The sequence below is a fragment of the Brevibacterium sp. HMSC22B09 genome (genome assembly GCF_001806795.1).
GTDB classification, from domain to species: domain Bacteria; phylum Actinomycetota; class Actinomycetes; order Actinomycetales; family Brevibacteriaceae; genus Brevibacterium; species Brevibacterium ravenspurgense.
Genome location: NZ_KV786015.1, coordinates 1 through 13,364 on the forward strand (window position 1 = coordinate 1; position 13,364 = coordinate 13,364).

Consider the following 13,364-nt stretch of genomic DNA (forward strand, 5'->3'; position numbering starts at 1 on the left):
GCGTCACGCACTCTGAAACCGGAAGAGCCCATTTGGTCGGGCTTCGGCGCTGACACCGCGGTGCCCATTGAAAACTTCCTTGACGGGAACTTCGCTTTGGAGCTCGTCGGCTTCAACGGTCCGGGCGAAATGAACATGTTCAACTATTCGACGTTCGGCAACCTGCCCGTGACGCGCCTGTTCTCGTCACATGACAAGGTTTCGCGGACCGTGTGGCTGGATCCGGGCACGCACACGCACAACATCACAACGTTCACAAAGCCAGGCCGCTATGAGGTCACTTTCGATGCGAGCGCTCGCACGACTGATGGTGCTTTCACTGCTTCGAAGCCCACAACCCTGGTGTGGCGTGTGGGCGGCACGAACCCGGCTGATGAAAAGCTTGGTGATGTCAGGACCGCCTACAACAATGCCGGAAACGTTAGCGGCACCTCGTCCCCGAACTTCACAATCGCCCCGCACACCGGCAGTGAAAAAGACGGCGACAAGAACCTGACCGATCTGACTTTTGATGCCGGCACTGAAGCCGCCGAGGGCACGGTCGTGTTCTACATCGACGGCTATCACCTTGCTGAGGTCCCGGTGAAGAACGGCAAGGCGACGTGGAGTGAAATGATCGGCTCCACCTCGTCAACCTTCCAGGCAGTGTTCGTGCCGACCAAGGGTGCGGCACGCTGGGTCAGTGCGCCGCTTACCTCGAGTACCGGGCAGAAGCCCGTGTCCACGAATCAGCCGGGGGAGTTTCCGCAGGAAACCCCCGCAGCATCTGCCGGCGGCTTCTCAAATGGCGAGGTGAAGCTCGGCTCCCGTGATGTCTCTGTCAGTGCCCGTGGGCAAAGCGACGACAACAGGGCCACGATTCAAACGAAACCCACCGATGATTCGCTCATCTACAACGTCACGGGTGGTTTCTATGAAGAGGGCTATGACGAACCCACGTGCTCTGTTGATGGTGTCAGCGGTCCGGGGCGGAGAAACCTCGAGGTGGACCGTGAGTACTGCAAGGGCGACGAATACACGCTGAAGCTGACGCTGGAACCGCAGCCGCGTGCAGCGATCGGCAATACGGACACAGTTGATCTGGGCAAGGTCAGCAGTGCCGGTAAGACCGTGGAGACTCGCTTTTCTGAAATCGGTGCGGGTGCGACTCCGCCACCGGGTAACGGCGGTGAAGAGCCTGGTCCGGGAGACGGCGGCACCGAGCCGAACCCGGGGGAGGGGACTGAGAAGCCGGATCCGGATGACGGCAATGACGGTTCCGACGGGGACCTCCTGAGCACGCCTGTCACGATTAGCCGTGGGCACGTGGACCTACGCGCCATGGATCACAAGGGCGAATTCTCTGTGGCACTTGGTGATGATTCGCGTCAGCATGCCACGGAGTCGGTGACTCGCACGATTGACTCAACGACGCTGGCCGTCACGAAGCTTGCGAAGGTCAAGCGTGAAGGCAATGTGCTTGCCGATCCGAGCTACGACGTGCTTGGGCCCAAGGGCTCTGAGCTGTATGTTCTGCCGCAGGCTCAGCAGCCGGGCCGGGTGTGGCCGGGCTTTTCGAGCGAAACACTTGACCGCGCGAAGTACCCCGAGGGTGCGACGATGACGCTCACGCCGGTCAGTGCGCCTGAGGGCGGCAAGTGGTTTGCCTACACGGAGAATCTGGGTGCGATCCAGAAGATGTACGCCTCGAGCGACAAGGCTGCCGACATTCCTCTGCCGCCTGGCACGCACATGCACACCGCCTGGGCATTCACGAAGCCCGGAACGTACACGATCGACGTGACCGCGCGGGCTAAGCAGGCCAGCGGTGGTGAACGCAGCGCCGGTGGCGAAGTGCAGGCGAAGACTCAGCGCCTGACCTTCGAGGTAGTGCAGAAGTCAACCGGTGACGATGCCGAGGTGCCGGGTGACGGGCCGAGCGAGGTGCCTGGTGACGGTTCTGGCGAGGTGCCAGGTGATGGGGCCGGTCAGGAACCGAGCGTGCCCGAGGCTCCCGGCGGTGAGTCGGGTGATCAGGGCGGCGCGAACCCGGGTGAAGATGCCCCGGAGGCTCCGGGCGGCAACCCGGGTGAGCCGGGCGAGGAGCCCGGTGCGGAACCCGGTGCGGAACAGCCTGGTGCAGACCAGGGTGAAGATGCCAACGCTGACGCAACGGGCGCCTCGGGTGGTGACGTGAGTGGTGCAGCGAATAGTTCGGGCGGAACTGCTTCGGGTGGTGGCGGGACTCTGCCGCGCACCGGTGCGACGCTCTTGCCTCTTGGAATGGCAGCTGGTGTTCTCGTTGGTGGGGGTGCTGTGCTGGTGGCAGCTGGCCGCCGTCCAGTTCGGCCACACGAAAAGCGTAGAAACCGATAGGATTTTCCGTAAGCACCTGGCGACGCTGGAGGGGACACAGCGACTGCACCCGATATCGAGGTGGATTACGACTCTGCCGAATCGATCTTGGAAGTCATCGGCCGGTGCCTGCGGGTGGACAGGAAACTCAATCAGCGCAAGCCGTGGGACGGTTTTGTGGTTGTGTCCGGTTACGAGCCGGGGCACTCAGCTCACCAGGCATGGCGGTTTGTCGGTGAGGAAACGTGGATCACCACAGTGTCCGCGCTGAATCCGGCGTTCAACGAGGCGCTGATCGCGCGGCTTCGGGAACTGACTGCAGATCCCGAGCGTGGTGATTGGCAGACCTGGATTGCCCGATACGACCTTGCCAGCGACAGCTTCGACCACACGCTCCTATGGCCTGGGGAAGACGACGGCTACAACGTCCTTGCCTATGACACCCCGATGTCGGCAATTGAAAGGCTGAACCCGGCCCACCGGGCTGAATAACCGCAAAGCTAACCCGGTTAGGTATGTTCAGGTTCCGGTTTCTTGCTGAACCATCCGAAGAAATGAGCCATCTTCACGATGAAGACAACGAGGGCAGCCGCTAGCAGAACAAACGTCAGATAGTACGCCGTGCTCGATATGAGAGTGCTCTGATGAACGGGTGGATATCCATCTTGAAAACAGACTATCTGCGGTGGGGCAAATGATGTTTCGATCCATGCTGACGTTGAGTGCCGAATCTCGCCCGAACCGTTCACTGGACATTTTCCCACTCCCTCTATGGCGTTATCGGCTTGCCACGTCTCAGCAAGAAACGCGACCATCGATACTGCAAACGTGCAGACAGCACCGAGAATGAGCACCCTGGTGCGAACAAAGCGAGAAACCCATGTGGATGTTGTCTTTTTCATAGAAGTATCCCGCTCATATTTTAGGGCGTGATGGCTTTGGGCCGCTTGTCTTCGGACTCGTCGCGAAAGACTGAACCCGGCCGACCAAGCTGAGTAACCGCAAAAGCCAAATTCTCCGCGCGCTCTTCTCGCCCGGTTGAGGTCGCTCCCTGCACCCTACTGGTTCTTCAGTTCACCTCGGGGAGCGATCACAATGCGCGGGCTGTGCTGCGGTCGCAACCATGTGATGAGTGTGACCATTTGCTTCCCGCTCACGGATACGCACCCGGCGGTTGAACCTTTACCGTGCTTGTGAACGAAAATCGCGGAACCGCGACCCTTTTTCCTAGCAGAGTTGTAGTCCACCACGGCCACGTGACTGTACTGCGGGATCTTGGAGAACACCTCGGCGTCCTTAGCGCGGCAATTGCTGTTGGGCGCACTCATCCACGTGTTGTAGTGGCGCGAACCAGACCGTGAACACCACTGGTCGTTGCGGTCGGCGCGACGGTACTTGATCTTGGTGCCTTTCGGTTTTGCTTTGGTGCCGAAGGTGAAAGGGATGCGGTATTGCCCCATGGGTGTCTTGCCGTCGCCTTCGCGTTTAGCCTTCGCGGTCGCCAGTCCCTTGTACCCGAACCTGGCGCCCTTAAAGGTGTGTTTGCGGTGCCAGCGTTCGTCGTTGCGAAGCTCCCACAGTTCCACCGTGCCGGTTTTTGAGGAGCGTTTGGCAGTGTGTGCGATGACGATTTGCCGGCCGCCTTTGGGCTTGACTCCATGCGGGAGGCCAGTTCTGATTACGCCGGTGGTGATGGTTCCGCGTTGGAACTTCTGGCGAAGTTTTCCGTCGTTGCCGATCCGTGCGCTGCCGGTGGGGTAACCGTATTTGCCGCGTTCCCACTTGTGCTTCTTCCAGATTGAACGAACCGTACCCCAGGTGGGGTGCGCACCGGTTTTAGGTGACCAGTGGATGGAACCTTTTGTGAAGGTGCGGTAGCAGCCGCCTTGGGGGAGTCCGCACCGGATGTTGCCTTTTGCTTTGCCCAGTTTCTGTGCGTGTTTCTTTGCTGCCGCGTTGATTTGGCTGGTGGCTTGACGGGGCGGTGCCGCATGGGCTGGCGTGGCCACAACTGCGGGTGTGAAAAGCGCGAACATGGCGCACAGAGCTGCGACCAGCACAGCGAAACGACGGGAAAGCATGTCCATACGAAAATTGTACTGACCGCTCGCAGCGTCCGAGGCGGTGGGGCACGGGTGCTGATGTTGTGCCGGCTGCGCTTGCTGCGCGGTGTCGTTAGGTTGACTGTGGTTGCGCGCCGTTGTTGCGTTTGCGCTGCTTGCGCTTCTTGATGGCCAAGTTTATTCGCCGTTTAAGCGCCGAAGCGTTGAGTAGACAGCCTGATAAGTAGACTCCCAAGTATGGTTGCCACTCCCGTGAAGGAATTTCAGGACACTCTGTGGAAGGCCGCGGATAAGCTGCGCGGCTCTATGGATGCTTCTCAGTACAAGGACATCGTCCTGGGTCTTGTCTTCCTCAAATACGTCACTGATGCTTTTGACGCCCGCCGCCTAGAGCTCGAAGCCGAGCTGCAGGCAGAGGGGGCCTCCGCTGAGGAAATCGCGGAAGAGCTTGAAGACCGCGATGCCTACCTCGAAAAGAACGTTTTCTGGGTGGCCAAAACGGCGCGGTGGGATTACCTCAAGAGCCACTCCAAGGGAAAGACGGAAGAGGCCGGTGGCGAGTTCAAAGCTATCGGCAAGCTCATTGATGAAGCTGCCGAAGCTCTCATGGCCGATAACCCCTCCCTGGAAGGCACGCTGCCGCACAACTACAACAGCGACAGTGTGGATCAACGCCGTCTGGGTGAGCTCGTCGACCTTTTCAGCACCACTCGGTTTACTGCGGAGGGGCCGGAACGTGCGCGTGATCTGCTAGGTGAAGTGTACGAATACTTCCTTGCCCGATTCGCCTCTGCGGAGGGCAAGCGAGGTGGGGAGTTCTACACCCCACGTTCGGTGGTTCGCACTCTGGTGGAAATTCTGGAACCGACCGAGGGGCGCGTGTACGACCCCTGCTGTGGTTCGGGTGGCATGTTCGTCCAGGCGGAGAAGTTCCTGGACGCACACGACAAGGACCCGTCGGCGATTGCTGTTTACGGCCAGGAACTCAACGAACGCACGTGGCGCATGGCGCGAATGAACCTCGCTATTCACGCGCTCAGTGCCAAAGGTCTGGGGGAGCGGTGGGGTGATACCTTCGCCCGAGACATCCACCCCGGTATCGAGATGGACTACGTTCTGGCCAATCCGCCGTTCAACATCAAGGACTGGGCCCGCAACACCGACGACAGGCGGTGGATGTACGGTGTCCCGCCGGAAAAGAACGCGAACTTCGCGTGGATGCAGCACATCATCTCGAAGCTGAGCCCTCAGGGTGAGGCCGGTGTCGTCATGGCGAACGGCACCATGACGTCGAATGCGTCTGGTGAAGGTGAAATCCGCAAGAACATGGTCGAAGACGACATCATTTCGTGCGTGATCACACTGCCCGCCCAGCTTTTCCGCGGAACCGGCATACCGGTGTGTGTCTGGTTCTTTGCCAAGGACAAGAATGCCGAGTCTAAGGGATCGATTGATCGCCGGGGCGAGGTCCTGCTGATCGATGCGCGCGACCTCGGCTACATGGTGGACCGCACTGAACGCAGCTTCACAGACGAAGACATCCAGAAAATCGCGAACACCTTCCGTACGTGGCGCGGTCGTGAATCTGCTGAAGGCGAATACGAAGACATCGCGGGCTTCTGCAAATCGGTGTCGATTGAAGATATTCGCGACGCCGGTTACGCACTTACTCCGGGCCGTTATGTCGGCTTTGCCGAGGTGGAAGAAGACGACGAGCCGATCGACCAGAAAATCACCCGCCTCACCGCGGAGCTCACCGAAGCCCTCGACGAGTCTGCTCGCCTCGACGCTGTTGTCCGCGAACAGTTGGGGAGGTTGGGGTGATGGGATGGACTGAAACGACTCTGGGCAACTTGATTACGTTTCAAAGAGGCTTTGATTTGCCTGCAAAGAATCGCATTCCCGGAGATGTTCCGGTTCTGGCTGCGGGCGAGAAGACTTTCAGCCACAACGAGGCTAAGGTGGCCGGACCTGGTTTCGTCATCGGTCGAAGCACGAACCTTGGCGTTCCTAGATGGAGCGATACGGATTTCTGGCCCTTGAATACAACGCTTTTTGCAAAGGATTTTAAGGGTAACAATCCCCGATGGCTTTTCTATTTGTTCAAGACGCTTGATCTAAGCGGCTTTGACTCTGGTACTGCTCAGGGGTCTTTGAATCGAAACTATATAAGTGCATTCAAAGTAAGCGCCCCGGATAGAGACCGGCAGGATCGGATTGTCGATGTTCTCGGTTCCCTCGATGACAAGATCGCAGCGAACATTGAAGCAGTCCGTACGATCGACTGCCTCCGAAACACACTCTGGCACCGAAATCTCGAAGATGGCACCACGGCAGCGCCCCTGTCATCGCTAGCCTCCTTCGTTAACGGCGGTGCTTTTACGAAAGAAGCGACGGGCACCGGCAGGGTTGTTGTGCGCATCGCAGAGATGAACAGCGGAATCGGAAACAACACTGTACGTAACGAGTTGAACGTACCTGAAACACAAGTTGTTAGACCCGGCGAGTTGCTCTTCTCATGGTCTGGAACGCTCATGACAAAGCGATGGCCATACGATGAAGCGATAGTCAATCAGCACATTTTCAAGGTCATCCCGGACCATGGATTTCCGCTCGCTTTTCTCGATAGCGCGATCGAGCAACAGCTCCATTTTTTCAGGATGATCGCAGCAGGGAAAGCCACGACCATGGGACACATTAAGAGATCTGACCTGGACGCTAAGGTCCAGATCCCGGTCCAGTTCCGCCAAGAAGATCTGCGTCTTGCGGAATCCCTGTGGGCCAACGCAAGCGCCCTGGAAAAGGAAAACGTAACTCTTGCAAACACCCGCGATGAGCTGCTTCCGCTGCTGATGAATGGGAAGATCTCTGTAAGGGAAGCGAAACAGGAAGCCACCTCGGCGGGTGCAGATATTCCGAGTGAGGAAATCGGGGCATAAACCATGGTGTACACCGAAGCGATGTTCGAAGGCGATGCGCTTGAACTGTTGGGTGAGCTCGACTGGAAACCAGTCAGCGGCAAAAAGCTCGCCCCCGGCAGCGGTGAGCGCGAAAACTGGCGAGACATAGTGCTTCGGGGCAGGCTCCTCAACGCCCTGCGCAACCTCAACCCCGGAGTGCCCGACGAATACCTGCGACAGGCAATATCCGAAGTCATCACACCGCAGTCACAAAGCGCGATCGCTGAGAATCATCGCCTGCACGAAATCCTCGTCGAAGGCTACCGCGGCATCGAATACTACGACGCTGACGGCAAACACCAGAACCCCACCATCACGTTCTTTTCGCGCAACCCGTCTAAAAACGACTACATTGCTGCAAATCAGATCACCATCCGCAACCTCGACAGTGAACGTCGTTTCGACGTGGTGCTCTACGTCAACGGAATGCCGCTGGCGATCATCGAACTCAAACAATCCGGATCCACAGCGACCGTCGAAAACGCCTACAACCAGCTGCGCACCTATGTAGACGAATTTCCAATGGCTTTCCGGTTCGCCAATATTGTGGTGGCCTCCGACGGAATTGATGCGATCTACGGAAGCCCCTTTACACCTCGTGAGCACATGAGCCGGTGGCGAGTTGACGACGATGGCGAACCCTACGAACAGCGGGCACTCGTGGTGGTCGACGGCGAAACGATGACAGAGTTCGACATGCTCATGTGGGGCCTGTTCAACGTGGAGCGCTTCGGCCAGATCTTCATCGACTTCACCGCATTCGACGAAACCGACGGTCAGCTGCGCATGCGCGTGGCAAAACCACACCAGTACTTCGCAGTCACAAAAGCCGCCGGAAGGACAATCCAAGCGGCCCGCAGCGACAAAAAAGCCGGCGTTGTGTGGCACACCACCGGGTCCGGCAAATCCATGGAAATGGAAATGTACACCGCGAAGATCATGCGCGACCCACGGCTGGACTCACCCACCGTGGTCGTGCTGAACGACCGCAGCGAACTGGACAAGCAGCTCTTTGAGACATTCTCAGCATCGACCCTTCTGCCCGAAGACCCTGTCCACATCTCCAGCAGGGAAGACCTGCGCGAACAGCTGAGCCAACGCCAATCGGGCGGCATCTACTTCGCCACCCTGCAGAAATTCGGCCTACAGGGAGCGAAAGAAGACCGCGAACAAAAACACCCCGTGCTGTCAGAGCGGCACAACATCATCGTCATCTCAGACGAAGCGCACCGTTCCCACTACGGCTTCGGCGACACAAATGCTGAAGGCTACGCCCACCACCTGCGCATCGCACTGCCGAACGCAACCATGATTGCGTTCACCGGCACCCCCATCGACGAATGGGACCGCAACACCCGCGAAGTCTTCGGCGGCGAAATCGACGTCTACGACATGAACCGCGCAGTCGCCGACGGTGCCGTGGTCCCCGTGTACTTCGAACCGCGCCTGATCCCGCTGGAGCGAATTCAAGGGATTACGGATAAGGACATCGACGATGCCGCCGCGGACATCCTGGAAGGCATCGAAGACGAAGACCGCGAGAAAGCGCAGCAATCCGTTGCGGTGCTGAACACCATCTACGGCTCTGACCAAAGGCTTGACACCCTTGCCCAGGACTTTGTGCGGCACTGGGAAGACCGTCGCGAAAATATGCGTCAGTTTATAGGTGCGCCCGGAAAGGCGATGATCGTGGTACAGACCCGCGACATCGCAGCGAATCTGTACGAAAGAATCGTCCAACTGCGACCCGAATGGCATAGTGATGATGACCTGACGGGCAAGATCAAAGTCATCTACTCCGGCGCGGCATCCGACCCTGCGCACCTGCAGAAGCACGTCCGCAATCAGGCGCGCATGGATGCGGTCAAAGACCGTATGAAAGACGCTGATGACGAACTTGAAATCGCCATTGTGCAGGGCATGATGCTCACCGGGTTCGATGCCCCGCCGCTGCACACGCTGTACCTGGACCGGCCGCTGAAAAGCGCGTTGCTCATGCAGACACTCGCCCGCGTTAACCGCAAGTTCCGGCAGAAGGAAAGCGGACTGCTAGTTGCGTACGCGCCGCTCATTGACAACCTGCAAGAGGCGATTGCCGAGTTCACCAAGAGCTCGACCGCGGAAGACGAAAAGGTCATCGGGCAGAACATCGAAGATGCAGTGAAAATCGTTCGCGGTTTCCTTGGGAAGCTCAATGCGATTGCCGGTGAGGACTGGCACGAACTTGAAGCTGCGGGACACCAGCGAAAGGCACGCCTGCACGTGCTGGCAAAGCTGCGTGACCCACTGACAGCGGACGAGAAAGGTCGCTACCCGAAGGCGAAGAAGTTCAACGAGTACGCGGGCAAGCTGGCCAGAGCGTGGGCGTTGGCTTCGGGGAGTTCTGATGCCGCTCAGTACCGCAACGACGTGCGGTTCTACTCCGATGTGCGCAACCAGCTGGTGAAGATGGACGCGGCGGACAGTCGGGCCAATGGCGAGCCTTTGAGTGACGAGGTCCTCACGCTGCTCAGCCAGCTGGTCGTCGAATCCAGTGCATCGTCACAGGTCATTGACGTGTACAGCGAAATCGATCGCGAACTGCCCAACCTGCAGGACCTGAACATAGAAGCGCTCAAACTGAAGGCGAAAGACAAATCAGAAACAGCGCTGCTCATTGACGCTCTTCGGCGTGACCTTCTGCGGGAAGCGCGTACTGCGACCGGCAATAACAATGTTCGTGAAAAGCGATTCTCGGAGCGGATTCGCGACCTGATGAATCGCTACACCAACCAGCAGCTGACTTCAGCCGAGATCATTGCCGAACTTATCGAACTGTCAAAAGAGATCGTTGCGGAAAGCAAACGCGGTGAGTCCTTCAGCCCACCCCTGAGCAATGATGAACTGGCGTTCTATGACGTGATTGCCGATGGCACCTCGGAAGACCAGGTGCTGGAGGATGACGTGCTCGCCCAGATTGCCCGCGACCTAGTGGCAACCCTGCGCCGTGATGCGAAAACCGACTGGACCGTGCGCGATGACGTGAGGGCCAAGCTGCGTCGCTCAATCAAGACCCTGCTGCGCAAATACAACTATCCGATGGAACAGCGGGCCGAAGCAGTCGTTCACGTGTTGGAGCAGATGGAAGGCTTCGCACCCCGGTGGTCTGATGCCGCATAGTGGGTTACAGGGGTAGGTGTTGTGCCTCTAGCGAGTAATACCAAAATTGAAACGCCTGGGGTAAGCTTGCCCCGTCTATCCTTTTCCGTTTCAGGAGACCACATGAAGCTGAAGTCACTGTTTGTCAGCAGTGTTATTGCAGTCGTTGCAGCCCTGATAGCTCCAACGACAATGGTTGCCAACGCAACCGAAGGAACCCCCCCCCTTTGACTACTCAGGAATGGACCTGGGAGGGGGAACGCCCGCCTACGTTGATGTCGAACTGAACCAGGACGGTATCAAGGAGGAAGCGCTTGCCGCTATTAAGAAACGGCGGCAGGATGCGCTCGATACCAACGTGCCATGGCCGGATCGCAATGGCGACACAATGAAGGACTACCTCGCTAAGAAAGGTATCAGCGAGGAGGACTATCTTAATCCGCGCTGGTCGACAAGTCTCGAAATTATGGCCATCCAGCGTTATGCAGAAATTGAAACTACAGGTCTTCGGGCCCATAAGCGGCCGAACGGCGATCGTCCAACCTTCACGCGCGATAAAATCCGCAGTACCAGCGAAGTAATTGCGTGGGGTAGTGGCACGGTGGCAGGGGCTATTGCCCAGTGGTCCGCCGAAAAGAGCAATTATCTTAAAGGCTCGGGAGTCGCAGGGCATTACACCTACTTGATCAATCCGCATATGATCCAGTACGGCTTGGCTGGCAACGAGAAAACCTGGTTGGGGCAGGGCACCTGGCGCGAAAATGATCGCTTTGCCAAACTGCTCCCAACGGATCCAAAAACTGCAGAAACCGGACTTAAGGGCGCCTACACAATGCAGGTGAACCTTGGCGACAAAATGGTTGCGGAAGGCGCAAACATCAATGTCAAAGAAATTCCCGTAGGCGGTACTGCCACAGCGGTTGCCACTAACAAAAAGTACGAAGAGATAGACGAGCACGGCATACCGGTAATCAGCTTTCCCGATGACCGCTTCACTTTCCGTGGAAAGTGGACGAGTGACGATCCGAGCATCGTTGAAGTGAGCGAAGACGGCGCTCTTAAAGGTGTCAAAACAGGCGCCACCAAAATCCACCTGACAACTGAGAACGGTAAAGTTTTCGACTTCGACATAACCGTCACAGGAGCTCCAACCGAAGAGCCGACACCGGAGCCCACTGAGGAACCCACTGAGGAGCCGACTCAGGAACCCACTGAGGAGCCGACTCAGGAACCCACTGAGGAACCCACTGAGGAGCCGACCCAGGAACCGACTCAGGAACCTGGTGACGAGCCTGTAGAGGAACACCCTGGCGAACAGCCGGACAAGCCTGCCAAGCCTGGTGATGAACAGGCGGGTGCCTCGGCTGGCGCTGATGAGGAAGTCTCAGGCGGCGGTTCGAATGGTTCGAACGGCACCGCTTCGAGCGCTGGTAAGACTATGCCGCGTACGGGTGCTGCTGTTCTGCCGATTGGACTGGTTGCGGGCGCGTTCATCGCTGCCGGTGTTGCACTTCTTGTAGCTGCACGTCGACGCGCATGAGGCGCGTATCAGTACAGCTGAATAACTGAAAGCAGGCTCCGGGCGGATTCGCTCGGAGCCTGCTTCGCTGTCAAAGGAAGGCGCTGCAGCTCGAGGTCCAGAAGTCGAGTTGACATCCGGGGAAAAAGTCAGTGCGTTTCCTGCCTGCGACGTTGCGAAGAGGCTCGCCCTGCCCGCCTCATGCCATGATTACATCAACGCAACTGGTCACGGTGGACACTGGTGTCTGTCCAATGCCGATACAGACTTAACTGCAAGGGAGCGGTATGGAGTTTCTTGTCAAAGAGGTAAAAGACAAAGAACAGAAGGCGGCAATCTCACGGGAAGTGCTGAACGACCTTCCCGAATGGTTCGGCATGCCTGAAAGCACTGAAGAATACATCACCGATTCGCAGGACAAGCCACTCTTGGCATCCTTCCATCAGGGCGAGGTTGCTGGATTCCTGGTTCTCAACGCAACTAGCCCGGACTGCGCAGACATATTCGTGATGGGAGTCAAGAAGAAGTTCCATCGCAGCGGTGTAGCCACACAGCTAAACGACGAGTACGAAAAGCTGGCGAAAAGTTTGGGCTACTCATACTCGCAGGTCAAGACTGTTCAGTCGGGCCACTATGACGAGTACGACGTGACGAACAAGTTCTACAAAGCCGTGGGCTATAAAGAACTCGAAGTGTTCCCCACCCTGTGGGATGAATGGAACCCCTGTCAGGTGTTCATCAAATATCTAAGCGACTGACAGTAGTGGTATCGGAAGCCGCTTCCTGGGCTGCTTCCAGTCGTCGGGCAGTACGCGTTCCCTCATCACGCTTTCCATTCAAGTTGCAGCCTGAAGTCTGCTGTGAGGTGTCCCCAGGAGCTTCCCACTTAACTTCCCACTAGACATAACACTGTGGGAAGTTAAGTGGGAAGCTTGTGGGAAGCTGTTGTGGTCCCGTAGCGCCGGGTTTCTTCGGCACAGCGGCTACGTTTTGATGCGGTAGCGCTGCCGGGGGCTTCGCAGTGGCTCAGTACGTTCGACGACACCTTCGGCGATGAGTTCGTTTACGGCTTTTTGCACTGCGGTACGGCTTAGTCGTGTTTCTTGCACAAGTTCTGATGTGGAAGCAGCCGCCTGCCCTTTCAGTGTGGTGAGTACTTGATCAAAAGCGCTCGCGTAGCGTTCTTTTTCTGCCACTCTTCGCCGGTGGAAGATAATCGTGAAGCTGTCTAGCCGGTTGATGTACTCAGGCGGTGGCATGAGGGCATCGGCGAGCGAGCGTTGAATGACTGCGATGCCTGTGCCCCTGTTTTCGGCAACGACACCTGCTCCGCCGCCGTCGGTGGGCGTG

The 13,364-nt window shown here is 57.8% G+C and carries 9 protein-coding genes; 7 read left to right on the forward strand and 2 right to left on the reverse strand.

Going from position 1 to position 13,364, the window contains the following annotated elements; all coding sequences use genetic code 11:
- Together HMPREF3087_RS05815 and HMPREF3087_RS05820 are read left to right on the forward strand one after the other, a co-directional pair.
- A partial coding sequence (locus HMPREF3087_RS05815; RefSeq protein WP_070428430.1) for a choice-of-anchor M domain-containing protein occupies nt 1-2,355 on the forward strand: 2,355 nt, incomplete at its 5' end.
- Nucleotides 2,356-2,415: 60 nt separating this feature from the next.
- Nucleotides 2,416-2,826 carry a hypothetical protein gene (locus HMPREF3087_RS05820; RefSeq protein ID WP_256173052.1) on the forward strand — a complete coding sequence of 137 codons (411 nt, stop codon included), beginning with the start codon at nt 2,416-2,418 and terminating at the stop codon, nt 2,824-2,826.
- Nucleotides 2,827-3,392: 566 nt separating this feature from the next.
- On the opposite strand, the gene HMPREF3087_RS05825 is transcribed toward HMPREF3087_RS05820, so the two are convergent.
- A complete protein-coding gene (locus HMPREF3087_RS05825) occupies nt 3,393-4,421 on the reverse strand; it encodes a L,D-transpeptidase family protein (protein ID WP_256173053.1) in 1,029 nt (342 codons plus the stop codon).
- Between the two features lie 213 nt (nt 4,422-4,634).
- On the opposite strand from HMPREF3087_RS05825, the gene HMPREF3087_RS05830 reads away from it, so the two are divergent.
- The 5 genes from HMPREF3087_RS05830 to HMPREF3087_RS05855 all read left to right on the forward strand — a co-directional run bounded on the left by HMPREF3087_RS05830 (nt 4,635) and on the right by HMPREF3087_RS05855 (nt 12,772).
- Nucleotides 4,635-6,221, forward strand: coding sequence for a class I SAM-dependent DNA methyltransferase (locus tag HMPREF3087_RS05830; protein WP_070428431.1), 1,587 nt, complete (start codon nt 4,635-4,637; stop codon nt 6,219-6,221).
- Nucleotides 6,221-7,336 (forward strand): restriction endonuclease subunit S, encoded by a 1,116-nt coding sequence (locus HMPREF3087_RS05835; RefSeq protein ID WP_141738886.1) that lies wholly within the window; start codon nt 6,221-6,223, stop codon nt 7,334-7,336. The genes HMPREF3087_RS05830 and HMPREF3087_RS05835 overlap by 1 nt, the downstream gene beginning before the upstream one ends.
- Before the next feature lie 3 nt (nt 7,337-7,339).
- Nucleotides 7,340-10,516: a type I restriction endonuclease subunit R gene (locus tag HMPREF3087_RS05840; protein WP_070428433.1), complete on the forward strand. Its 3,177-nt coding sequence runs from the start codon at nt 7,340-7,342 to the stop codon at nt 10,514-10,516.
- A 220-nt stretch (nt 10,517-10,736) separates the two neighbouring features.
- A complete protein-coding gene (locus HMPREF3087_RS10735) occupies nt 10,737-12,035 on the forward strand; it encodes an Ig-like domain-containing protein (RefSeq protein ID WP_083272066.1) in 1,299 nt (432 codons plus the stop codon).
- Between the two features lie 266 nt (nt 12,036-12,301).
- Nucleotides 12,302-12,772 carry a GNAT family N-acetyltransferase gene (locus HMPREF3087_RS05855; RefSeq protein ID WP_070428436.1) on the forward strand — a complete coding sequence of 157 codons (471 nt, stop codon included), beginning with the start codon at nt 12,302-12,304 and terminating at the stop codon, nt 12,770-12,772.
- 225 nt (nt 12,773-12,997) lie between these two features.
- Here HMPREF3087_RS05855 and HMPREF3087_RS05860 read toward each other — a convergent pair.
- On the reverse strand, nt 12,998-13,364 hold a 367-nt coding region (locus HMPREF3087_RS05860; protein WP_141738887.1), incomplete at its 5' end, for a MarR family transcriptional regulator.